Genomic DNA, 23,161 nt, shown 5'->3' with positions numbered 1-23,161 from the left:
CGCGGTCGCCCTAGTCCTGGTCGTCGTTCTGGCCGTGGTTCTGGTCCTGGCCCGAGTGGTCGACGCGGCGCATGATGCGCTGCTGTTCCCCTGTGATGCCCTGATCCTCGAGCCACGTCGTCACCGGGTGGTCGTCCTTGAACTGCTGGAGGCGCTCGTCCATGAGGATCTTGTAGGCGACCTCCGTACCGGTCGCGAGGAAGTCGTTGATCGTCGTCCGCAGGGCGCTGACGATCACGTCCGCGTCGTCGACGATGGTCCCCAGGCCGTGACACCACTTGTCGAGGAAGCCGTTCACCGCGTCGGTGACATCAGGAGCGCCCGACTTGTCCAAGGTGCCGTGGATCGTGAACTTGGCTTTTCCCCGCTCCTCGCAGATGTCCCGGGCCGCGGTCATCGACTCGTCCAGCGGTGTGGCGATCGACTTGAGGAGCGCCACCTGGTACTTGAACTCCCCGCCGTCCGCGCCCTTGGGTATCAGCCAGGACTGCCGGTCGCTCACGCGGCACCGCTCCGGTCTCGGTCCCGCGCACGGTCCCGGTCTCGGTACGAGATGTTCAGAACCGGGGAGAGCTCAACCGCCGACGACGCCAGCCGTACGGAATGGTCAGCGGCCGGGTCCAGCCAGATGTCCAGCCCCGGTGGGAGCAGGCCGAGTACGTCGGCGCCCGTCGTCGAGAAGTACGGGCCTTCACCCACGTACAGCCCGAACTGCTCCAGCGACGTGAACACCGGGAGCAGGCGGGTGGTGGGCGGCGGCTCCTCCGGCGCCGTGTTCCCGGCGTACTGGGAGAGGGCCGAACGGGGGTGGGCGCCGGGTGAGGGCGGGGCGTCCACCGTCAGGAAACCGGGCTGGGACGGGCGTTCGCAGTAGACGCGTGCCGTGAGGAACGCCGCGAACACGTCCTGCGGAGTCGCGAGGCCCCGCTGGGATCGTCGCACCGCGGCGACCAGGTCTGTGTCGCCGCCGTCGGCGCCCCCGTCCGTACTCATGTTCCCCAACATCACACAGAGGGGTGATGAGACGCAACGCGGCGTGACCGTAGCCCTGTTGGGCGGGCGGTCACGCCGCGTGCGGGTGGGGGGCCGGGGATGGTTACGGGAGGGCGTGGACGTGGGGGCCCACCGCATTGGACCAGGCGTTGCCCGCCGTCGCGTCCCAGTTGGTCGACCAGGTCATCGCGCCCCGCAGGCCCGGGTAGGTCTTCGAGGGCTTGAAGGAGCCGCAGGCCGTGCCCTTGGTGAGGCAGTCGAGGGCGTTGTTCACGATGCCCGGGGAGACGTAGCCGCTGCCGGCGCCGCGGGTGGAGGCCGGGAGGCCGAGGCCCACCTGGGACGGGGACAGGCCGCCCTCGAGCTGGATGCAGGCCAGCGCGGTGAGGAAGTCCACGGAGCCCTGGCTGTAGACCTTGCCGTCACAGCCCAGCATCGAACCACTGTTGTAGTACTGCATGTTGACGACGGTCAGGATGTCCTTGATGTTGAGCGCCGTCCTGAAGTACTCGTTCGACGTCGACTGCATGTCGATGGTCTGCGGGGCCATCGTGATGACCAGGGACGAGCCCGCCTTCGCGGAGAGGGACCGCAGCGCCTGCGACATGTACGTCGCGTTGAGCCCGTTCTCCAGGTCGATGTCGACGCCGTCGAAGCCGTACGTCCGCATCAGGGAGTAGACCGAGTCGGCGAAGTTCGCCGCGGAGGCGGCGCTGTTGACGGCCACCGTGCCGTTCTGGCCGCCGATGGAGATGATCACCTTCTTGCCGGCCGCCTGCTTGGCCTTGATGTCCGCCTTGAACTGGTCGGCCGTGTAGCCGCCGAGGCCCGCCGAGTCGAGGTTGAAGTCGACCGCGCCCGGGGTCGTCGTGGCGTCCGCGAAGGCCACCGCGATGATGTCGTACTGCGACTGGACGGCGGAGAGCTTCTGCACCGTCGCGCCGTTGTTGAAGTTCTGCCAGTAACCGGTCACCGCGTGCTTCGGCACCGTGCCGCCGCCCCCTGGGTCGGAGGAGCCCGGCTCCGTCGTCGCGGTGACGGTCGCCGACTTCGTCGACTCACCGGCCGCGTTGACCGCCGTGACCTGGAAGGAGTACGCGGTCGACGCCGACAGGCCGGTCACCGTCGCCGACGTCCCGGTGACGGACTGGACCTTGCCGCCGCCCTGGTAGACGTTGTAGCCGGTGGCACCCGAGACCGTGTTCCAGTTCAGGGAGACCGAGGAGGACGTCGTCGAGGCGACCCCCAGGCCGGCCGGGGCCGACGGGACCGTGGGCGCCGGGCCGTCGCCGCCCCCGCCGCCGTCCGGGCCGAACACCGACAGGTCGTCGGCGTAGTACGCGGCCTGCCCGTACCAGCCGTGCGTGTACACGGTCACCGAGGTCGTCGACGAGCCCGTGGTGAAGGTGGTCTTCAGCTGCTGCCAGGAGGAGGAGCCCGGCGTCCAGGTCGACACGTCCGTGGTGCCGGTGCCCGTCGCGCCCAGGTACACGTAGCTGCCCTGCACCCACGCGCTCAGCGTGTACGTCGAGTTGGGCTTGACCGCCACGGTCTGGGCGCACTTCGCGTTGTCCTGCCCCGCCGGCGTGGCCTTCAGCGCGGCCGAACCGCCGTGCACGGGGGAGGAGACGGTCGTGCCGCTGCCCGCCGAACAGGTCCAGTCGCCCAGCCCCGACTCGTAACCGGCGTTCTTGACGTTGTTGACGTCCGCCGCCTGGGCCTCGCCGGCCAGGCCGGTGAGCGAGAGGGCCGACGCCGCGAGCACGGTGGCGAGTCCGCCCGCCCACGCACGCCTGCGCCTGGGGGAGCCAACGGGTACGCCTGCCGGTCCGGACGCGGTCGCGCGTCCGGATGCGGACATGCCTGAAACGGGGTCCACTGGGGCCTCCGGTGAGGAAGTAATGGGGGGAGGGGAGGGAGGGGAGGGCTCCGTCCGGGGGCGGGGAGGCCTCCGGGCCGGAAAGCTCCGGGAAACGCACGCTGAAGCGGTGGCCACCGTTCGACCAACAAGGTGGTCCAGACCAATCAGGTTGTCAAGACCTGTGGCACTCCAACTCCCGCGCCGCACGGCGGAGTTGCGGGACGCGCGGCTCACTCTCCGTCGATCATGGTCGCACCTTCGGTGAGTTGATCTCGCGAAGTCGGTGTTGAGCGGCGCATCGCGTGGATATGGTGCAGATGCAGGAGGAGTCACAAGGCACCACGGGGCATCTCGGGACACGCTGTGTCCGGTTCGCGTGCCCTCGTGTCCGTCTGTGGCCACCTGCGGCCATCTGGGACGGCTCCGATGGTCATGGCGGAACAGGGGCGATCTGCGGCGGTGCTCGACCACACCCCGCGGTGAACGGGGTGGTGTGCAGCGTGCCGACCGCGATAGCCGTCACCAGTCCCGACCTGGTGCTCCCACCGCACGACCGGCAGACGCCACCCGCCGTCGTCCCGCCTCTCGACAGCCTCGAAGGCGCCCTCACCGCTCTGCACGCGCTCGTCGAGCAGCACGGCTACGTCATCGCGCTCTTACCCGCCGACACCGGCAGCCCCGTCGCCCAGCGGCTGCACACCGTGCGCTCGGTGCTGGAGAGCGACCGCATCGCGCTCGTCGAAGTCGACCTGCCCCCACTCGGACTCGCCCTGCTCTCGCAGCAGTTGCGCCAGCTCTCCGCCTGCGACTTCAGCCCCGGCGTCCTCGCCTCCTCCGCACGGCTGCTCGCCCACTACATCTACGCCGGCGCACTGCTCGGCTCCGTCGCCAAGCTCGACCGCGTACCCGTGTCCCTGAAGTCCCACGCCAAGTCGTGGGTGCCGGGCGCGCAGTTCGCCGTACTGGCCAATCCCCGCCCGCAGCTCGTCCGCGTCGGCCAGACGGCCGGCGCGGGGGAGCCGCTGCTCGCCGGACCGGAGTTCGGGACGCGGATGCTCGTCGCAGGGACGCAGCCGCCGTCCGACTGGGTCGCCACGACGCTCGCGCCCGCCTGGCAGGTCCAGGCCGTCGCGACCGTGCCGCTGCCCGCACAGTCCCCGCGCTGGTGGGGCACCCCCCGGCTCGCCGAGTTCGCGGCGGGTCTGTACGACGTGTCCGTGCTCTACCAGCTCGTGTCGTCCGTCCGCCGGGAGGAGTGCCACTGGTGCGGCCTCGAACTCATCGGTGACCGCTGTGGTTTCTGCGCCGCGCCACTCGCACCGCCGCCGGAGCTTCCAACCCCCGCCGTCCGGGCAGCCTCCTCAGTGCGCGCCCTGCCACGGGGCGCCACCTAGGGGGTGTCAGACACCTCCTGGCCCGCGGAGACGTCACACGCGACAGGCCCTCCCGCCAGCACCGCTGAACAGCGCCACCCGGCTCGACCGCCCCACCCCGCCGTCCCCCTTCCGATGAGGTTGTCCGCGCCATGAACTCACGCCAGCGTCGCGGTGTCGTCCTGCTGGTCCTCTCGGTCCTGTGCGCCCTCGGCGCCTTCGCCGGAGTGCTGTCGGTGATCCGCGACGTGAACTCGAAGGTCGGCCCCGAGGTCACCGCGTACCGCCTCAAGAGCGACATCGCCCCCTACAAGGCGCTGTCGGCCGACCAGTTCGAGAAGATCTCGATGCCCGAGCGCTGGCTGTCCTCGACGGCGGTCACCAGCCTCCGCCAGATACGCGGCAAGATCGCGGTCACCCGGCTGGAGAAGGGCTCCCTGCTCCAGACCGACATGATCGTGAACCGTCCGGCGCTGGAGGCCGGCCAGCAGGAGATCGCGATCATGATCGACGCGGCGACGGGCGTGGCCGGGAAGATCGACCCCGGCGCGCGCGTCAACATCTACGCCACCTTCAAGGCCGAGAACGACAAGGGCCGCGACCAGTCCAGGGTCATCGTCGAGAACGCCCGCGTCATCGACGTCGGCAAGCTGACCGCGCTCGAACCCGGCCAGTCCAGCGACGATCGCCGCCGCACCGCCACCGAGGCCGTGCCCATCACCTTCGCGCTCGGCACCGCGGACGCCCAGCGCGTCGCGTACGCGGAGTCGTTCGCGACCCACGTACGGCTCGCGCTGGTCGCGGGCGGTTCCTCCGGCGCGGGCGTCGACCCCGGCGACCGTACGTACACCCTCGACGAGGACAAGTAGGAGGCCGCGGCATGAGGTCGTCCCGACAGGACCGGCCGGCTTCCCGACCGGCCCGCCACCACCCGCGACGCGCCCGCGGCACCGCTCCGCGGCCCCTTCGCGATCCGGCCCCGCGCCCGCCCCGTGAACCGCTCACACCGCACTCCCCAGGGGGCCGAGGGTGACCATCCGTATCCTCCCGGCCGTCGGTGACATCGACTCCGCGCGCGCACTGACCACGCTGCTCAGCCAGCTCGCCGACGCCGAACCCGCCCCGCCCGTCGCCGACTCGACGGCCCTGGTCGACACCCTCGCCCGGCTCGCCGGGGAGTCGCTGGACGAGCTGCCCGAGGTCGTCCTCGTCCACGAGCGCATCGGCCCCGTCCCGGCCCTCGACGTCATCCGGGACGTGGTCATGCGCTTCCCGGCCGTCGGCGTCGTCCTGGTCACCGCGGACACCAGCGCCGGGGTGCTCACCGGCGCCATGGACTCCGGTGCCCGCGGCATCGTCGGCCTGCCCCTCGGCTACGAAGCCCTGGCCGAGCGCGTCCAGGCCGCCGCCGCCTGGTCCCTCGGCATGCGCAGGCACCTCGGCAGCGGCACGCCCGAGCTGTACACGGGCCCCGGTGGCACCGTCGTCACCGTGACCGGCGCGAAGGGCGGCGTCGGCGCGACCGTCACCGCCGTCCAGCTCGCCCTCGCCGCCCGCGCCTCCGGCCGCACGGTCGCCCTCGTCGACCTTGACCTCCAGTGCGGGGACGTCGCCTCCTACCTGGACGTGCAGTTCCGCCGCTCGGTGGCCGACCTCGCCGGGATCACCGACATCAACCCGCGCGTCCTCCAGGACGCCGTCTACACCCACGACAGCGGGCTCGGGCTGCTCCTCGCCCCCGCCGAGGGCGAGCGCGGCGAGGAGGTGACCGACCGGGCGGCGCGGCAGATCGTCGCCGCGCTCCGCTCCCGCAACGACGTCGTGGTCGTCGACTGCGGCTCCCAGATGAACTCCGCCACCGCCGCCGCCGTCGAGATGGCCGACCAGGCGCTGCTCATGGTCACCCCCGACGTCATCGCCGTCCGCGCCGCCAAGCGCATGGTCCGCATGTGGGACCGGCTCCAGATCCGCAAGGCGGAGGAGACCCTGACGGTCGTCAACCGTCACTCGCGGGCCACGGAGATCCAGCCGTCCCTCGTCGAACGCGTCACCGGGACCAGGGCGGCCCGCACCGCGGTGCCCGCCGCCTTCAAGGAACTCCAGTCCGTGGTGGACGCGGGCCGCCTACAGGACCTGGACGCCCGGTCCACGGTGAAGCAGGCCCTGTGGACGCTCGCGGGGGAACTGGGGCTGGTGGCCGCCGCCCAGGACGGCGGCGGTGGCGGCGGCAGGCGCCGGAAGGCGTCCTCGGACCGGGGCGCGATCGGCCTCCGCCGCAGGGGCGGCGACCGGGGAGCGGTGACCCTGGAGTTCGCCGGGATGTTTCCGCTGCTGCTGGTCGTGATGACGATCCTCTGGCAGTGCGTCCTCTACGGCTACACCTGGTCCCTCGCCGGGAACGCGGCGGACGAGGCGGCCCGCGCCGCCACCGCGGCGTACGCCTCCGGCGAGGACTACCAGGGGGCCTGCGCCGCGGCCGGGACCAAGCACCTCCCGGGCGCCTGGGACGGCGCGGACATCAGCTGCACCCCGTCCGGTTCCGTGATGAAGGCGGAGGTCACGGCCCAGGTCCCGCTGTTCTTCCCCGGCTTCGACGTGAACTGGCGGGTCGAGGGCAACGCGGGGGCGGCGATGGAGGAGGACGGGGGATGACCGGGCACCGGGGGACGGACGGGCACCGCTCCCGTACGGGCGGGAGCACGAGCGCCTGTTCGGGTTCGGGTGGGGGCACGAGTCTCCGCGCGCGGACGGGCGGGACGCGGCGCGGGGGTACGCGCGGGAGGGCGCGGCCGAGCACGCGCGGGCGGGCGCGGCCGGGTACGTGCGGAGGGCAGTGGCGGCGCATGTGGCGCGGCTCCCGGGCGCACCGGGGCGACCGGGGCGTCTCCATGCTGGAGTTCGCCGGGTTCCTGCCCATCCTGCTCGTCATCGGGATGGCCGCCATCCAGCTCGGTCTCGTCGGCTACGGCATCAACCAGGCCGGTTCCGGCGCGCGCGCCGCCGCCCGGGCCGCCTCACAGCATCCGGGCACCGGCGAGGGAGCCGGCCTCGCCGCGATGGACGGGCGCTTCCAGGCCCAGGTGAGCGTGGGCGACGGCGGCGACACGACCACCGCGACGGCCACCGTCCACGTCCCCTCCGTCGTCCCGTTCCTCTTCGGCGGCGGCTGGGACGTGCACCGCAGCGCCACCATGCCCAACGACCAGGACGACTGACCCCCGCACCCCGACCCACCCGGAGAGGAGCCGAAGACATGAGCCTGCGGTCCCGTATCGCCGCCCCCGACGAGGGGGGACCCGCCCGTGAGGACGGACACCTCGTCGCCGTCTACCGCGCCAAACTGCTGGAGGAGATCGACCTCGCCGAGATGTCGGGCCTCGCCGCGACCGAGCGCCGCGCCCGGCTCGAACGCGTACTCGGCCACATCATCAGCCGCGAGGGCCCCGTCCTCTCCTCCTCCGAACGGTCCCAGCTCATCCGCCGCGTCGTCGACGAGGCCCTCGGACTCGGCGTCCTCGAACCCCTGCTCGCGGACGCGTCGATCACCGAGATCATGGTCAACGGCCCCGACTCGATCTTCGTGGAGCGCTCCGGCCGCGTCGAACAGCTCCCCCTGCGCTTCGCCTCCGCCGAGCAGCTGATGCAGACCATCGAACGCATCGTCTCCACGGTCAACCGGCGCGTCGACGAGTCCAACCCGATGGTCGACGCCCGCCTGCCCACCGGCGAGCGCGTCAACGTGATCATCCCGCCGCTCGCGCTGACCGGACCGACGCTCACGATCCGCCGCTTCCCGCGCGCCTACACGCTCCCGGAGCTGATCGGCCTCGGCTCCCTCGACGAGCAGATGCTGATGCTGCTCGCCGCCTTCGTGCGCGCCCGGTTCAACGTCATCGTCAGCGGCGGCACCGGCAGCGGCAAGACCACCCTGCTGAACGCCCTCTCCGGGCTGATCCCCTCCCGGGAACGCATCATCACCATCGAGGACTCCGCCGAACTCCAGCTCCAGCAGGAGCACGTGATCCGCCTGGAGTCCCGCCCGCCGAACGTCGAGGGCAAGGGCCAGATCACCATCCGCGACCTGGTCCGCAACTCCCTGCGCATGCGCCCCGACCGCATCATCGTCGGTGAGGTCCGCGGCGGAGAGACCCTCGACATGCTCCAGGCCATGTCCACCGGCCACGACGGCTCCCTCGCCACCGTGCACGCCAACTCCGCCGAGGACGCCCTGATGCGGCTGCAGACCCTGGGCTCCATGTCCGAGGTGCACATCCCCTTCGAGGCGCTGAAGGACCAGATCAACTCGGCGGTCGACGTCGTCGTCCAGCTCACCCGGCACGCCGACGGCTCCCGCAAGGTCACGGAGATCGCCCTGGTCGTCTCGCACGGCCGCGAGCAGTTCCGGATCGCCCCGGTGACTCGGTTCGTCGCCCGCCCGCCCGGCGCCGACCGGATCGTCCACGGCCACTTCGAGCACCTGCCGCTGCCCCGCTCCGTCGCCGAGAAGCTGTACGTGGCGGGCGAGCCGCTGCCGCAGGCCTTCGGTGTCGCCGACGCCATCGACGTACTCCACACGAGGCAGGCCATCGGATGAGAACCGTCACCACCGGGAGGTGCGCGCCGTGAACGACCCCGGTCTGCTCGCCCTCGGCGCGACCGTCCTGTGCGGCACACTCGCCGTCGCGGGCGTCCACACGTACGCCTCCGGGCGCGCCCAGCGCCAGGCCCTCGTCGACCGCCTCGCCGGAAGCGGAGGCCGCGATCCGCTCGGCGGTGCCGGAGGCCGCGCACGCCGCTTCACCGCCGTCGACCGGAGGCTGCGCCGCACCCGCCTCGGCCGGGGCATCCACCTGCGGCTGTCGGCGACGGGACTCGACATGACGGCGGGCGAGTTCGCCACGTACGTCGCCGCCCTGGTCGCCGCCCTGTGGCTGATCGCCGCGGCGGCGCTCGCCCCGTTCTTCGGCCCGATCGCCGGGCTGGTCGGCGTGTGGAGCGCCGCCATCTTCCTCAACTGGCAGCGGCAGAAGCGCATCGAGGCGTTCATCGGCCAGCTCCCCGACGTCGCCCGGCTGCTCGCCAACGCCACCGCCGCCGGACTGGCCCTGCGCACCGCCCTCGCGATGGCGGCGGAGGAGCTGGAAGCCCCGGCGGGCGAGGAACTGGCACACGTCTCACACCAGTTGACGCTGGGCAGAACCGTCGACGACGCCCTCGCGGAACTCTCCGAGCGGCTGCCGTCCCGCGAGCTGATCGTCCTCGTCACGACCCTCGTCCTCGCGAACAAGGCGGGCGGCTCCGTGGTGAGCTCACTGCGCAACCTCACCCAGACGCTGGAGGACCGCAAGGAGACCAGACGCGAGGTCCGCACGATGCTCTCCGAGGTCAACGCGACCGCGTTCACCGTCCCCCTCCTCGGCCTCGGCTCGCTGCTCCTGATCAACTCCTCGAACGAGGGCGCGCTCGCCCGCGTCACCGGCTCCCCGCTCGGCCAGGCCCTGATCCTGATCTCGCTCGGCCTCTACACGGTCGGCTTCTTAGTCATCCGCCGCCTCGGCAAGATCGAAGTCTGAGGGAGGAGCCACGATGACCTCGTCCACGACCCTCGGCCTGCTGCTCGCCGCGCTGACCGCGCTGGCCGTCGCGGGCGTCCTCCTCGGCATCCGCATGATCCGCGCCGACGTGAAGCTCCCCAGCGACCTGACCCTCGCCCTGGAGGTCGGCGCGACCCGCGTCTCCAAGGCGGACTCGGCCGTCGACCGGCTCGGCATGCGGTTCGCGCCCCTCGTCCTGCGCCTGATGGGCCCGCGCCGCGTCGACGCCAAGCGCCGCCGCATCGACATGGCCGGCAACCCCGGCGGCCTCACCCTCAGCCGCTACGCCGCCCGCCGCGCGGTCTACGGCGTCTTCGGCCTCGTCCTCGGCCTGGTCTTCCTCAGCAACGGGCGGCCCCTCTTCGCCGCCGGCACCCTCGCCTTCGGGCTGCTGGCCGCCGACGCCCTGATCTGGCAGGCCATCCGCGAACGCAAGGAGGTCATCGACCGCACCCTCCCCGACTTCCTGGACGTGCTGGCCGTCGTCGTCTCGGCCGGTCTCGGCTTCCGCCAGGCACTGGACCGGGTGGCGGAGAAGTACGAGGGTCCCTGGGCGGACGAACTACGCATCACCCTGCGCCAGATGGACATGGGCGTCAGCCGCCGCCAGGCCTTCGACGAGCTGCGCAGACGCAACTCCTCCGAGCAGGTCGCCCAGTTCGTCTCGGCGCTCCAGCAGGGCGAGGAGCTGGGCTCGCCGATCGCCGAGACCCTCATCCAGCTCGCCACGGACATGCGCCGCACGGACGCGCAGAACGCCCGCCGCAGGGCCGCCAAGACCATCCCCAAGGCGACGATGGTGACCCTGGTCTTCATGCTCCCGGCCACGATGATCCTCATCGCCACGGGCATGTTCCTCGGCTCCGGCACCAACTTCGGCTCGATTCTGGGGCGGTGAGGGGATGAGGGAGGTGAGAGCGATGAGGGAGACGAGGGAACGGAGGGCCGGGGTCCGGCTCGGCGCGGCGCGCGGGAAGCGGGGCCGCGCCGCCGGCTACCTCGCGGACGACGTCCCCGCCCCCGGCGGCGTGCGGCTCCAGCTCAACGCGCTCCAGGCGCTGTGCCGGCAGGCCTTCGCGGTCCGCCTGGCCACCATCGCCGTCGGCGCGCCCTTCGCCATGGCCAACGCAGCCGACGGCCTGCCCCGCCACGGTGTCCTGGTCGCGGCGGTCCTCGGCGTCATGGGCTCGTACGCCATGCTCCGGGACTGGGACCGGCTGGCACCCCGGCTGCTCGCCCACCCCTCCCTGCTGGCCGTCGACCTCACCTTCGGCGCGGTCCTGCTGCTCACCGCCTCCCCGGCCTCCCCGCTCGCCTACACGACCGTGTGCACGCCGCTGATCGCCGGTCTGCTGTACGGCTGGCGGGGCTCCGGCGTCTTCACCGGGCTGCAGCTCGTCGTGCTCGTCACCGTGTTCCGGGCGTGGGAACACCGCCCCGGAGCGGGCGCCAACACCCTCCTCGTCGCCGGATTCTGCGTCGCGGCCGGCATCATCGGCGTCACCCTGCGCAACCTGCTGTTCCGCTTCGGCGCGGCCGGCCAGGCGCTGGCCGAGGCGCACTCGCGGCTCGCCGTCGCGGAGGCCGTCGAGTCCGAACGGGCCCGGCTCGCCCGCGAGATGCACGACTCCGTCGCCAAGACCCTGCACGGACTCGCCCTCGCCGCCGACGCACTCGCCGCCTCGGCGGACTCCGCCGACCCGCGGACGCTCAAGCGCCAGGCGGCGCTGGTGTCCGGAGCGGCACGCCGGGCCGCGGCCGAGTCGCGGGACCTCCTGACGGACCTGCGCCGCCACACCGACCTGACCAGCCCGGACGTCCGGCTCCACGACGAACTCACGGCCCTCGCGGCGGACTTCGAGGCCCACAGCGGCGTACGCGTCCACGTCACGCACACGGACGGCTCCGCCGGTACCGGCACCGGCGCCTCGCCGACCCTCCCGCACACCACCGCCCACCAGGTCCTGGCCGTCGTCTCGGAGGCCCTGGAGAACGTGCACCGCCACGCGCGGGCGACCAGGGTGACGGTCGCACTGGACACCCCGGACCCTTCCCACGTACGGGTGCGCGTACGGGACGACGGCACGGGCCTGCCCGCCGGGCTGCTCGTACGGAGCGACGGATCGGGTGCGCCCACCGCCCGCCTACGGGGCGACAGCGCGGGCTGCGACACCACGGTTCTTCTGGGCGCAGCGGCGAGATCCGGCCACTTCGGACTGCTCGGCATGGCGGAACGCGCCGTGTCCCTCGGCGGGCGTCTCCACATCGGCGGTAACCCCCGGGGAGGCGGCACGGAGGTCTCCCTCACGGTCCCCCTACCCGGCCCGCAGTCCCTTCCCGCGTACGTTCCGCTCGACCCCGGCGCTCTCCAGGAGGAGGCCGCACATGCCTGACCGGACAGCTCCCGGTCCGCCCCTGCGCTTGCTGGTGGCGGACGACAACCCGGTGGTCCGCGCCGGACTGGCCGCGCTGCTGGGGCGCCACCCCGACATCGACGTCGTCGCCGAGGCGGCCGACGGGGCGGAGGCGGTGACGGTGGCGCGGCGACTGCGCCCGGACGTCGTCCTGCTCGACGTCCGGATGCCCGGCACCGACGGCCTCACCGCCCTTCCCGAGCTGTCGCGCTTCGCGCTCGTGATGATGCTGACGTACAGCTGCGAACCCGAGGTGGTGGCCGAGGCGGTACGCCGGGGGGCGGCCGGCTACCTGGTGCACGGCGAGTTCACGGCGGATGAACTGCTGACCGCCGTCATGGACTTGAGAGGGCCGGGTACGGGAGGCTGTGCCTGGACGGGGCCGGCGGGGACTGTCCGGGAATCACCCGGCGCTTCGTACGAACCGAACGAAAACTCTTCGCAAGTGCAATCGGTTGTGGCACAGTCGTCGAAGGCCCGACGCGCGTACGCGGCGGCTCTCCACCGGCACGGCCGCGACCGGTTGGCGCAGGACCTGAGTTCACGGGAGGTGGAGGTCATGGATCTCATCGCGTCGGGCATGAGCAACCAGCAGATCGCCGCCGCGTGCTTCATCAGCGAGAAGACGGTGAAGAACCACATCAACCGCATCTTCGCGAAGCTGCACACGTCCTCGCGCAGCGAAGCGATCGCCCACTGGCTGGGCACCGCCCCCAGGGGGTGGACAAGATGACGTCACAGCCCGGAAGTTGGGCCCCTGGGCCCACCCGGAGTAGGCGTGTTCTCACGTACGGTGCTCGGGTCGGTAGTGGCGTTCGGTGGGAGGGCAGGTGCCATGGTGGCGAAGACGTGGGCGAACAGGGTCGGACGCGGACTGAACACATGGACGCGGAACGTGGCCTCCCGCATGCGGGGCAGGGACGCGGACGCGGGGGCGGGGTTCGTGGAGTACGCGGGGCTGATGATCATCATCGCGGGGATCTTCACGTTGATCGACAGCCTTGGACTCGACGGCCTCATCTCGGGCGCGATCCTGAATGCGGTGAACGACGTCATCGGCGGCTGACCGCCGTACGACTGCTGGGCGACCGAGGGCAGACGCTCCCGATCTACATCTGGCTGACAGCGATCCTGCTCTTCGCCGCCTTCGCCCTCTTCGCCTTCGCCCAGGCGGCGTCCGCCCGTAACGGAGCCCAGTCCGCGGCGGACGCAGCGGCCCTGGCGGCAGCGCAGGACGCGAGGGACGAGCTGATGGACGGGCTCACGGCCGCCATCGGCGAGGACGACGCCTGGCTGGACTGGCTGGGGGACGAGCTGCCCACGGGCGCGGGGGCGCAGGGTGCGGCCGGTCAGCTGGCCGCCGAGAACGACTCGTCCGTGGTCGGCTTCCAGCAACTGACGAAGAACGGCAACCCGGGTTTCAGAGTCGAGATCGAGACCAATTACGCCGTCGGCGACTCGATCATTCCCGGCACCGAGGGCATGAAGGCGAAGGCCCATGCCGTCGCCGTGATCCAGCCGCGTTGTGATCTCGATCCGGACGCCGATCCCGAGAAGGCCGTGCAACTGGACTGCGACGGGCAGACGGTGGACATCGACCCCGAAGACTTCGATCCGGACGACCTCCCCGACGCGTCCGTGCTGTTCTCCGTGCATCTGGCCGAGTGAGAGGAAGCCCTACCGATGGACCTTCGGCACACCATGAGAAGCCGCAGGACGCTGAGCGCGGTCGCGGTCACAGCGGGATTGCTCCTCACGGTGTCCGGTTGCGGCGGGGGAGAGGGTGGGAAGTCGGACAAGGGAACGTCTTCCTCATCACCTTCCAAGAGCCGTAGCGACGCCGGTGAGAAGGATTCCGAAACAGCCGAACCGGACACGGTGCTCGCTGAGGTCAAGGGGGAGGACGGCTTGACGCTCGCGGTCACGTCAGCCAAGCGTGATCAGGGTGGCTACGTCACCGTGCAAGGGACGGTGACGAACAACACTGACAGCATCTGGGTCGCGGCCAGTTGGCGCGGTGACGAGCGTGAACTGTCGAAGAACGGCGCGTCGATCGCGGGCGCGAGCCTGATCGACCAGTCAGGCAAGAAGAAATACCTCATCCTCCGCGACACTTCGGGCCGGTGCTTGTGCACGCAGTTCAGCGGAGGCGTCCGGCAGGGCGCGACGGCGGACTGGTTCGCCCAGTTCCCCGCCCCGCCCGAAGGGACCAGCAAGGTCGACTTCCAGGTGGGCGGGATGCCCCCCGCATCCATCGAGATCTCCGAGGGTGAGTAGCCATGGCACGCACCCCCACCCCGAGGACGGCGGCGTCCACGCTGACGGCGCTGGCCGTGCTGGTCGCGCTCTCCCTGGCCGGCGGGGCTCCGGCCCACGCGGACGACGACGATCCGAGCGCGCCTCCGGGCAGCGTCACCACGTCACCGCCTCCCGAGGTGGACGCGAACAGCCCCGGGCTCAAGATCGCCGACGGGGCGACGCTCGCCCAGGCCAAGGTGCTGGACATCAAGTCCGTCGTGGAGGACCTCGGGGGTGAGGAGCGCCGGGAGGACACGAACGAGGACGTGACGTTCGCCCTGCAGGCCGAGGTGCTGTTCCCCAAGGACAGTTCGAAGCTGAACCCCGAGGCCGACTCCCGTATCAACGCGATCGCCAAGGAGATCTCCTCGCAGAAGGCCACCACCGTCCGGGTCTTCGGGTTCACCGACAACCTCGGTTCTTACGCGCACGGGCTGACCCTGTCCAAGAAGCGGGCCGAGGCGGTGCACGAGCAACTGGCGGCCGCCGTCGGCTCGCAGGACATCACCTTCGAGGTGCGGGGCTACAGCGAGGACTACCCCATCGCCGACAACACCTCGGAGCAGGGCCGCCGGAAGAACCGCCGTGTGGAGGTGTCCTTCCCCCGGGGGGAGTGACGCGCCCAGGGCCTGTCCTGCCCTTCCTGTCCTGTCCTGTCCTGCGGATCATGCCGCAGGCGCGGGGGCCGGGCCGGCCGCGCCGGGAAACTCGGTCGCGGCCCCGGCCCGCTGCCTGGAAGGATCCCGGGCATGACGACCTCCGACCGCCGCAGCTACGAGGACCTCGTCGCCGAGGCGGAGGCCGTGCCCGTCGAGGGCTGGGACTTCTCCTGGTTCGAGGGACGGGCCACCGAGGCCCGGCCGTCATGGGGATACGCCCGTGCGATGGCCGGGCGGCTGGCCGGGGCGTCCGCGGCGCTCGACATCCAGACCGGCGGCGGTGAAGTCCTCGCCTCGGCGCCGGAGTTCGCGCCGCTGACCGTCGCCACCGAGGGCTGGCCGCCGAACGTCGCCAGGGCGACGGCCCTGCTGCACCCCCGGGGCGCCGTCGTCGTCGCCTCCCAGGAGGACGCGCCCCTGCCGTTCGCCGACGGGGCCTTCGACCTGGTCACCAGCCGGCACCCGGTCCGCACCCACTGGGACGAGATCGCCCGCGTACTGGGGTCCGGCGGCACCTACTTCTCGCAGCAGGTGGGGCCCGCCAGCGCGGTCGAGCTCGTCGCGTACTTCCTGGGGCCGCAGCCGGACGACGTCAGGAACGCCCGGCATCCCGGCAAGGCCCGCGAGGCCGCCGTGGAGGCCGGGCTCGACGTCGTCGATCTGCGGGCCGAGCGGCTGCGCATGGAGTTCCGCGACATCGGTGCCGTCGTCCACTTCCTGCGCAAGGTGATCTGGATGGTGCCCGGCTTCACGGTCGACCGGTACGAGCGGCGGCTTCGCTCCCTGCACCGGCGCATCGAGACGGAGGGGCCGTTCGTGGCCCACAGCAGCCGCTTCCTGATCGAGGCCCGCAAGCCGACGTCCCGGACAGCGAGCAAATAATCCGAATCGTGCAAATGATCCGATATTGGATAAACTCTGACCGGTCCGTCATCCGAACCTCCGTCACCTGCACGGTTTTTCCACATCGTTACCGGAAGCGGCTCGCTTTGAGGTCCCCGCTTCCCGTAGGTTCAGGCCAAGGTAATTCGCGTGAGCAAAGCGGCGCGGGCGGTACCGTGCGGTGGAGGGGGCTGCGCGGTGCCGCGATCCTCACCGGTCCCGGACCGTGATCCGCACTCCGCGTCGTACGCCCCACCGGGCCATCGCCCCCGCCCGCGCCTCCAGGACGTGCCGTGCGCGCGGGCGCGGCAGTCCCACCCGGCCGGGGTTCATCGTGCGTACGGCCACGACCCGCAGTGTCCGGTCCAGGTAGGCGACGTCGATCGCGAACCGCATGCCCAGGGTGTGCACCGCGCTCGCGGGGCTCATCAGCAGGGCCCCCTCGATCCCGTCCCGTCCGAGCAGCCCGCGCCGGCGGGCCCGCGCCGACTCGGCCATCTCCAGCGGTACCGGCTCCGGTGTGCCGGGCGTGGTGAACGTGGCCATGGCTGCGAACCTAGCGGCACCGTCAAGGGGGCGTCGCTCGCCCGTCACCCGGCTGGAGCATTTCCGGGTGTGTCGCGGAGGGCTCTGCGACGGTGAGTGATCCCTTCTGATCCCCTGAAAAAGCGCAGGATTTCCTTCGAAACCATCGTGAATCGGCGGGGGTGACCCGCTGAATGGCGGATTCCGCCCCTGTCGAGGCGTCGCCGGGTGAATTCGGAGAGTAGTTGTGGCACGCCGATGCACACAGCAGCACTCACGAAGGGTTATGGTGGAAGCCCCCCCTCGGGCCGGTCCGTCTCCCCCCCCACGGACCGGCCCGTTTTTTGTGCCCGGACCCGGCCCGCGCGGTGTGCGCCCCCGTGCGCCCGGGACCGCCCGGCTCGTCGCGGCGCGGTGATCGCGGGGCGGTCGGATATGTGCTGTTCACGGATGCGGGCCCGGGTCAGCCCACTGCCGCCCGTGGCCGGGCTGGGCCGGGGCGGGGGTAGGCTTCGCCCCCGGGGACCACCATATGGACAGTGACCGCGCTCGCCCGCACCTGTCTCATCCGCACGGAGGGGCTGACAACACGTGAACCTGCGCGACCTGGTGTACGGACTCTACGCACGCCGGGTGGAAGGCCGCCTCGACCACGACCAGGTGCCCAAGCACATCGGCGTCATCATGGACGGCAACCGGCGCTGGGCGAAGGCAGCGGGCAGCACGGCCGCCCAGGGGCACCGGGCCGGCGCCGACAAGATCGAGGAGTTCCTCGGCTGGTGCTCCGAGACGGACGTCGAGGTCGTCACCCTCTGGCTGCTGTCGACGGACAACTTCGACCGTCCGCAGGAGGAGCTGGTCCCGCTCCTGGAGATCATCGAAGGCGTCGTGCGCACCCTCGCCGCCGACGGCCGCTGGCGCGTCCACCACGTCGGTACGCCGGACATCCTGCCCTCGCAGATGCAGACGGCGCTCAAGGAGGCCGCGGAGGCCACCGCCCACGTCGACGGAATACTCGTCAACGTCGCCATCGGCTACGGCGGCCGGCAGGAGATCGCCGACGCCGTCCGCTCGATGCTGCTCGACCACTCCGAGAAGGGCACCTCCCTGGAGGGCCTCGCCGACATCGTCGACGTCGACATGATCGGCAAGCACCTCTACACGAGCGACCAGCCCGACCCCGACCTGGTGATCCGCACCAGCGGCGAGCAGCGGCTGTCCGGTTTCATGCTCTGGCAGACCGCGCACTCCGAGTACTACTTCTGCGAGGTCTTCTGGCCGGCCTTCCGCAAGGTCGACTTCCTGCGCGCGCTGCGCGACTACGCGGCCCGCCACCGTCGCTTCGGCGGCTGACCCGCGCGCCGCCGGGACCGCCCGCGCGGCGTCGTGACGCGCCCGGACGTACCGGGCGGCGTACAGCGGGGACGCACTTCACCAGGAGTTAACGAATGTGCCGCCGTGCCCTCTGGCATGGCGGCGTTTGTTTGAGGGCATAAACCTTCCAGGTCGGCACCCGAACCACGGGTGCCGGATCTCAGCGGACGGCTCGGGGCCGTCCGCCCGGGAGGCCCTTTGCACCAGTGCGACCGTGCGGTCATCGGCACGGACGAGACGGAGGGCCGGTCCTCGGCCCGCGCATCGGCGCCCGAGACCGGTCGGGATCTCTCCCGCCCGCCCCGGCCCAGCATCTCCTTCGTCGCTCCCCGACCTCATCCGAGGGGGTACGTCCTTCCGTGGTGACCAGCACAAAGCGCCACAAGCCAGACCGGCGCACCTATGTTCTCGACACCAGCGTCCTGCTGGCCGATCCCAACGCCATGAACCGCTTCGACGAGCACGAAGTCGTGCTGCCGATCGTCGTGGTCACGGAGCTGGAGGCCAAGCGGCACCATCCGGAGCTCGGTTACTTCGCCCGGCAGGCCCTGCGCCTGCTCGACGAGTTCCGGGTGCGGCACGGCCGTCTTGATGCCCCCATCCCCATCGGGGAGCTCGGCGGGACCGTGCGGGTCGAGCTCAACCACTCGGACCCCAGCGTGCTGCCCAGCGGCTACCGCCTGGGGGACAACGACTCCCGCATCCTCGCGGTCGCCCGCAACCTGCAGGCCGAGGGGTACGACGTCACGGTCGTGTCGAAGGACCTGCCGCTGAGGATCAAGGCCTCGTCCGTCGGTCTCCTCGCCGAGGAGTACCGCGCGGAGCTGGCCATCACCGGCTCCTCCGGCTGGACCGGGATGTCCGAACTGACCCTCCCGGGGGAGCAGGTGGACATCCTCTTCGAGGAAGGTCACGTCTACGTCCCACAGGCCGCCGAGCTGCCGGTGCACACCGGGCTGACGATCCAGTCGGAGCGCGGCAAGGCCCTCGGCCGGGTCACGGCCGACGGCAACGTGCGCCTCGTGCGCGGCGACCGGGAGGCGTTCGGCATCAAGGGCCGCAGCGCCGAGCAGCGGATCGCGCTCGACCTGCTGCTCGACCCGGACATCGGGATCGTGTCGATGGGCGGCCGGGCCGGCACGGGCAAGTCCGCGCTCGCGCTCTGCGCGGGTCTGGAGGCCGTGCTGGAGCGGCGCCAGCACCAGAAGGTGATGGTCTTCCGGCCGTTGTACGCGGTCGGCGGGCAGGAGCTCGGATATCTGCCCGGCTCCGAGTCCGAGAAGATGAGCCCCTGGGCGCAGGCCGTCTTCGACACGCTCTCCGCCGTCACCAGCCGGGAGGTCATAGAAGAGGTCACCGCGCGGGGCATGCTGGAGGTCCTGCCGCTGACCCACATCCGCGGCCGCTCGCTCCACGACGCCTTCGTGATCGTGGACGAGGCCCAGTCCCTGGAGCGGAACGTCCTGCTGACCGTTCTGTCCCGGATCGGCGCGAACTCACGCGTGGTCCTCACCCACGACGTGGCTCAGCGGGACAACCTGCGCGTCGGCCGGTACGACGGTGTCGTCGCCGTCGTCGAGAAACTGAAGGGGCATCCGCTCTTCGCCCATGTGACCCTGACGCGGTCCGAGAGGTCCCAGATCGCCGCGCTTGTGACCGAAATGCTGGAGGACGGACACATCTGATCGGATCTGGCCCCACCTGATCGTATCTGGTCAAAGGGTGGTGGCTACACGGTAATTGGCGCCGTCCGGCAAAGGTGAAGAGCTTAGCCGGGCGGCGCCGTGCTGCGCGCTCATTTCCGCGAAACTCCTGGGCCAAACGGGGTGTGAGCTTTCACACGCAACGGAGAATTGCCTCCCGGCGCCGGGTTACGGCAGAGTCTCGTTCCTGTCAGGCCCCGCATACGACACAGCTGTACCCCTGGGGGTACCGCCCAGGCCCTTAGGGCTCTGGGGGAGGTAGAGAACAACAGGAACCTCAGAACTCCATAGAGCCGTCGTATGCCGCCCGCGCACCACGCGGCGCTCCCCGCAAGGGAGTTGCCCACCGGGCCCGTGCCTCCCGTGACCCCGCAGTTGGGAGGCCAGCGCCAAGGGGCACGATTGCGTCCGCGAGGGTCACCTACAGCGGGCGATGCTGGAAGGAAACCGTGTGAGCCGGATTTCGGTCCGGGGATTCGCAGTGGCCTCGGCCACCGCGGTCACCACCGTCGGAGCCGTCGTCGGCGTTGCCTCGGGCAGCACCGCTCAGCCGTCGAACGATGCCGAGGCGACGGCGAGCGACGCGACCCTCCTCGCGGACATACCGACGGGCCAGCAGGCTCAGGTGCAGACCGCGTCCCTGACGCAGCAGGCCGACGTCCAGGCCATCGCCGCGGACGCGAGTGCCAAGAAGGACGCGGAGGAGGCGGCCCGCAAGCAGGCGGCCGACGACGCGATCGCCAAGCAGAAGGCCGCGGCGAAGGCCGAGAAGGACGCCAAGGAGCGCAAGGACGCGGAGGCCAAGGCCAGCCGCAGCTCCACGCGCGACGCCACCAGCTTCTCCGTCCAGAGCTCGTACTCGGTCGCGCAGATCCAGGCGATGGCGCGCCAGATGGTGCCGGGCGGCCAGTTCCAGTGCTTCAGCAACATCGTGAACCACGAGTCCAGCTGGAACTACAAGGCCGTCAACGCGTCCTCCGGTGCCTACGGTCTCTTCCAGGCGCTGCCCGCGTCCAAGTACTCCTCCGCGGGCGCCGACTGGCAGTCGAACCCGGCCACGCAGATCAAGTGGGGCCTCAACTACATGAACGGCCGCTACGGCAGCCCGTGTGAGGCCTGGACCTTCTGGCAGGCCAACCACTGGTACTGAGCCCCGTGCCGGACACCCGGCCGCTCAACCTTCCGGAGCCCCTCACCGTCCTATGGTGAGGGGCTCCGGCCATGTACGGTCGGAGCCGGCGACTCCAGGGGGGAGTGGTGCGGAGCAACGGGGGAAAAGGACGGATCATGTCGAGAGTGCCAGGGTGGCTCGGTCGGCTCGGCGCCCGACTGACCGAGGCCGAGAAGCGTTTGAACGAGCGCCGGGCCGCGGTGGAGAGGGAGTCCCAGGACGGGACCCGGTCACCGTCGTCGGCGGCGCCCGGACCGCGGCGGGCGGGAACGTCGGACCAGCCGGACGCGTCCGGTCCGCCGGACACGCGTGCCGCGTCGGGTTCCGGGGACGCCGGCTCGTCCGCGTCGGAGTCCGGTGAACCGTCCGGGGCTTTGGAGGTCGTGCCCGCTCCGCCCGCCTACGCCCCGGCGATAGGGGCCAGGCCCGACCCCTCCGCGGCCGTGCCGTGGGGTGTCCGGGTCGCGGCCGAGGCCGGCTGGCGGCTGCTCGTCCTCGCCGGCACCGTCTGGGTGCTGATGCGGGTCATCAGCGCCGTCCAGCTCGTCGTCCTGGCGTTCGTGGCCGCGCTGCTCATCACCGCGCTGCTGCAGCCCACCGTGGCCCGGCTGACGCGGCACGGCGTGCCGCGGGGCCTGGCCACCGCGCTGACCGCGATCCTCGGGTTCGTGGTGATGGGCCTGATGGGCTGGTTCGTGACCTGGCAGGTCATGGAGAACCTCGACAACCTGTCCGACCAGGTCCAGGACGGCATCGACGAGCTGCGCAAGTGGCTCCTCAACAGCCCGTTCCATGTGACGGACAAGCAGATCAACGAGATCGCGAAGAACCTGCGTGAGGCGATCGGCGCCAACACCGACCAGATAACCTCGGCCGGCCTGGAGGGCGTCACGGTCATCGTCGAGGCGCTGACCGGCATCCTGCTGACGATGTTCTCGACGCTGTTCCTGCTCTACGACGGCAAGCGCATCTGGGAGTGGACGCTCAAGCTCGTCCCGGCCGCCGCGCGCCCCGGTGTCGCGGGCGCGGGCCCGCGGGCCTGGCGGACGCTGACGGCGTACGTGCGGGGCACGGTGCTGGTGGCCCTCATCGACGCCATCTTCATCGGTCTCGGCATCTACTTCCTGGATGTGCCGATGGCCGTGCCGCTGGCCGTCTTCATCTTCCTGTTCGCGTTCATCCCGCTGGTCGGCGCCGTCGTGTCCGGCGCGCTGGCCGTCGTCGTGGCCCTGGTCACGCAGGGTGTCTTCACCGCGGTGATGACGCTGGTGGTGGTCCTCGCCGTGCAGCAGATCGAGGGCCACATCCTGCAGCCGTTCATTCTGGGACGGGCGGTGCGGGTGCATCCGCTCGCGGTGGTGCTGTCCGTCGCGGCGGGCGGGATGATCGCGGGGATCGGGGGAGCCGTGGTGGCTGTTCCGCTGGTGGCCGTGACCAACACGGTGGTCGGGTATCTGCGCAAGTACGCGCAGGAGATGGCCGCGCGGAGCACGGTGCCCGCCGGGCCGGACGCGTCGGCTCCGCCGGCCTCGGAGGCGGGAGCCCCGGTAGGGGCAGCCCCGGAGGCGCCGCTTCCGTCGGTGTAGGCGCGGCCCGGGGCCGGTCGCGCCCGCTGCGGGCCCTCGCCTCTCGGCCCCTTCCCGTCCCGATGTCGGGGCTCCGCCCCCGGACCCCGCTCCGCGAACTCCCCCAAGCTCTCGGCTCCGCTCGACCAGGGGGGACCCCCGGAGGGGCTGAGATCTCCTCAGCCCCTCCGGCGTTCGGTGCGGAACCACTACTGGTCCGCGAGGACCGCTTCCGAGTCGAGGGTGACGCCCACGGCCTGGATGACGGAGGCGATCTTGAACGCCTCCTGGATCACCTCGCGGGAGACCCCGGCCTTGCGCAGTACCTGCTCGTGGGAGTCGAGGCACTGCCCGCAGCCGTTCACCGCGGAGACCGCGAGCGACCACAGCTCGAAGTCGACCTTCTCGACACCGGGGTTGCCGATGACGTTCATCCGCAGGCCCGCCCGCAGCGTCCCGTACTCCGGGTCGGAGAGCAGGTGCCGGGTGCGGTAGAAGACGTTGTTCATCGCCATGACGGCCGCCGCGGACTTCGCCGCGGTGTACGCCTCGGGCGACAGGTTCGCCTTCGCCTCCGGCTCCAGCTCACGCAGGACCCTCGGGGAACGCGAGGCGATCGCGCAGGCCAGCACCGTGCCCCACAGCTGCTGCTGCGGAAGGTCGGAGTTGCCGATGACCGAACCGAGGTTCAGCCGGAGGTCCTTGGCGTAGTCCGGGACGGCGGCCTTCAGCTCGTCGAGGGCCATGGG

At 71.2% G+C, this 23,161-nt stretch carries 23 protein-coding genes; 18 read left to right on the top strand and 5 right to left on the bottom strand.

Annotated features, from left to right (window positions below):
- Positions 1–10: 10 nt before the first annotated feature.
- From ACFY93_RS00765 to ACFY93_RS00755, 3 genes are all read right to left on the bottom strand, one after another.
- The gene (locus tag ACFY93_RS00765) at positions 11–502 is read right to left on the bottom strand and encodes a hypothetical protein (protein ID WP_391352351.1); all 492 of its coding nucleotides are present in this window, start codon (positions 500–502) and stop codon (positions 11–13) included.
- A complete protein-coding gene (locus tag ACFY93_RS00760; protein WP_391352349.1) occupies positions 499–993 on the bottom strand; it encodes an SseB family protein in 495 nt (164 codons plus the stop codon). Before ACFY93_RS00760 ends, ACFY93_RS00765 begins: the two co-directional genes overlap by 4 nt.
- Before the next feature lie 103 nt (positions 994–1,096).
- Positions 1,097–2,854 (bottom strand): glycosyl hydrolase family 18 protein, encoded by a 1,758-nt coding sequence (locus ACFY93_RS00755; RefSeq protein ID WP_391352348.1) that lies wholly within the window; start codon positions 2,852–2,854, stop codon positions 1,097–1,099.
- A gap of 500 nt (positions 2,855–3,354) precedes the next feature.
- Between ACFY93_RS00755 and ACFY93_RS00750 the strand changes: the two genes are divergently transcribed.
- From ACFY93_RS00750 to ACFY93_RS00685, 14 genes are all read left to right on the top strand, one after another.
- Complete coding sequence (locus ACFY93_RS00750; RefSeq protein ID WP_391352347.1) at positions 3,355–4,248, top strand: hypothetical protein; 894 nt, start codon at positions 3,355–3,357, stop codon at positions 4,246–4,248.
- 131 nt (positions 4,249–4,379) lie between these two features.
- Entirely contained in the window at positions 4,380–5,096 is a 717-nt protein-coding gene (gene cpaB / locus ACFY93_RS00745; RefSeq protein ID WP_391352346.1) for a Flp pilus assembly protein CpaB, read from the top strand.
- Positions 5,097–5,256: 160 nt separating this feature from the next.
- The gene (locus ACFY93_RS00740) at positions 5,257–6,879 is read left to right on the top strand and encodes an AAA family ATPase (protein ID WP_391352344.1); all 1,623 of its coding nucleotides are present in this window, start codon (positions 5,257–5,259) and stop codon (positions 6,877–6,879) included.
- Positions 6,880–7,070: 191 nt separating this feature from the next.
- Complete coding sequence (locus ACFY93_RS00735; RefSeq protein ID WP_391352342.1) at positions 7,071–7,442, top strand: TadE/TadG family type IV pilus assembly protein; 372 nt, start codon at positions 7,071–7,073, stop codon at positions 7,440–7,442.
- Positions 7,443–7,480: 38 nt separating this feature from the next.
- The gene (locus ACFY93_RS00730) at positions 7,481–8,821 is read left to right on the top strand and encodes an ATPase, T2SS/T4P/T4SS family (RefSeq protein ID WP_391352341.1); all 1,341 of its coding nucleotides are present in this window, start codon (positions 7,481–7,483) and stop codon (positions 8,819–8,821) included.
- Positions 8,822–8,849: 28 nt separating this feature from the next.
- Positions 8,850–9,800: a type II secretion system F family protein gene (locus ACFY93_RS00725; protein WP_391352340.1), complete on the top strand. Its 951-nt coding sequence runs from the start codon at positions 8,850–8,852 to the stop codon at positions 9,798–9,800.
- A 13-nt stretch (positions 9,801–9,813) separates the two neighbouring features.
- Complete coding sequence (locus ACFY93_RS00720) at positions 9,814–10,719, top strand: DUF5936 domain-containing protein (RefSeq protein ID WP_391352339.1); 906 nt, start codon at positions 9,814–9,816, stop codon at positions 10,717–10,719.
- 22 nt (positions 10,720–10,741) lie between these two features.
- Complete coding sequence (locus ACFY93_RS00715; RefSeq protein WP_391352338.1) at positions 10,742–12,214, top strand: histidine kinase; 1,473 nt, start codon at positions 10,742–10,744, stop codon at positions 12,212–12,214.
- Positions 12,207–12,968: a LuxR C-terminal-related transcriptional regulator gene (locus ACFY93_RS00710; RefSeq protein WP_391352337.1), complete on the top strand. Its 762-nt coding sequence runs from the start codon at positions 12,207–12,209 to the stop codon at positions 12,966–12,968. The genes ACFY93_RS00715 and ACFY93_RS00710 overlap by 8 nt, the downstream gene beginning before the upstream one ends.
- Positions 12,969–13,130: 162 nt before the next feature.
- Positions 13,131–13,301, top strand: a complete 171-nt coding sequence (locus ACFY93_RS00705) for a hypothetical protein (protein WP_391352978.1) — start codon at positions 13,131–13,133, stop codon at positions 13,299–13,301.
- Positions 13,298–13,903, top strand: a complete 606-nt coding sequence (locus ACFY93_RS00700; RefSeq protein WP_391352943.1) for a pilus assembly protein TadG-related protein — start codon at positions 13,298–13,300, stop codon at positions 13,901–13,903. The genes ACFY93_RS00705 and ACFY93_RS00700 overlap by 4 nt, the downstream gene beginning before the upstream one ends.
- A gap of 15 nt (positions 13,904–13,918) precedes the next feature.
- The gene (locus tag ACFY93_RS00695) at positions 13,919–14,512 is read left to right on the top strand and encodes a hypothetical protein (RefSeq protein WP_391352336.1); all 594 of its coding nucleotides are present in this window, start codon (positions 13,919–13,921) and stop codon (positions 14,510–14,512) included.
- A gap of 2 nt (positions 14,513–14,514) precedes the next feature.
- Complete coding sequence (locus ACFY93_RS00690; RefSeq protein ID WP_391352335.1) at positions 14,515–15,150, top strand: OmpA family protein; 636 nt, start codon at positions 14,515–14,517, stop codon at positions 15,148–15,150.
- Positions 15,151–15,282: 132 nt separating this feature from the next.
- The gene (locus tag ACFY93_RS00685) at positions 15,283–16,074 is read left to right on the top strand and encodes a methyltransferase domain-containing protein (RefSeq protein ID WP_391352333.1); all 792 of its coding nucleotides are present in this window, start codon (positions 15,283–15,285) and stop codon (positions 16,072–16,074) included.
- Between the two features lie 210 nt (positions 16,075–16,284).
- On the opposite strand, the gene ACFY93_RS00680 is transcribed toward ACFY93_RS00685, so the two are convergent.
- Entirely contained in the window at positions 16,285–16,620 is a 336-nt protein-coding gene (locus ACFY93_RS00680; RefSeq protein WP_391352331.1) for a DUF192 domain-containing protein, read from the bottom strand.
- A 570-nt stretch (positions 16,621–17,190) separates the two neighbouring features.
- Here ACFY93_RS00680 and ACFY93_RS00675 point away from each other — a divergent pair.
- The 4 genes from ACFY93_RS00675 (at position 17,191) to ACFY93_RS00660 (ending at position 22,433) form a co-directional block, all read left to right on the top strand.
- Positions 17,191–17,952, top strand: a complete 762-nt coding sequence (locus ACFY93_RS00675) for an isoprenyl transferase (protein ID WP_391352329.1) — start codon at positions 17,191–17,193, stop codon at positions 17,950–17,952.
- A 380-nt stretch (positions 17,953–18,332) separates the two neighbouring features.
- A complete protein-coding gene (locus ACFY93_RS00670; protein WP_391352327.1) occupies positions 18,333–19,658 on the top strand; it encodes a PhoH family protein in 1,326 nt (441 codons plus the stop codon).
- Between the two features lie 451 nt (positions 19,659–20,109).
- Positions 20,110–20,826 carry a transglycosylase SLT domain-containing protein gene (locus tag ACFY93_RS00665; RefSeq protein WP_391352326.1) on the top strand — a complete coding sequence of 239 codons (717 nt, stop codon included), beginning with the start codon at positions 20,110–20,112 and terminating at the stop codon, positions 20,824–20,826.
- Between the two features lie 137 nt (positions 20,827–20,963).
- Positions 20,964–22,433, top strand: a complete 1,470-nt coding sequence (locus ACFY93_RS00660; RefSeq protein WP_391352324.1) for an AI-2E family transporter — start codon at positions 20,964–20,966, stop codon at positions 22,431–22,433.
- A gap of 188 nt (positions 22,434–22,621) precedes the next feature.
- Here ACFY93_RS00660 and ACFY93_RS00655 read toward each other — a convergent pair whose 3' ends face one another.
- Positions 22,622–23,158 (bottom strand): carboxymuconolactone decarboxylase family protein, encoded by a 537-nt coding sequence (locus ACFY93_RS00655; RefSeq protein WP_391352323.1) that lies wholly within the window; start codon positions 23,156–23,158, stop codon positions 22,622–22,624.
- Between the last annotated feature and the right edge of the window lie 3 nt (positions 23,159–23,161).

It is taken from the genome of Streptomyces sp. NPDC008313, assembly GCF_042956125.1.
In the GTDB taxonomy this organism is placed as follows: Bacteria; Actinomycetota; Actinomycetes; order Streptomycetales; family Streptomycetaceae; genus Streptomyces.
Note: the sequence above shows the minus strand (reverse complement) of the source record. Positions and strands in the feature narration are given on the sequence as shown.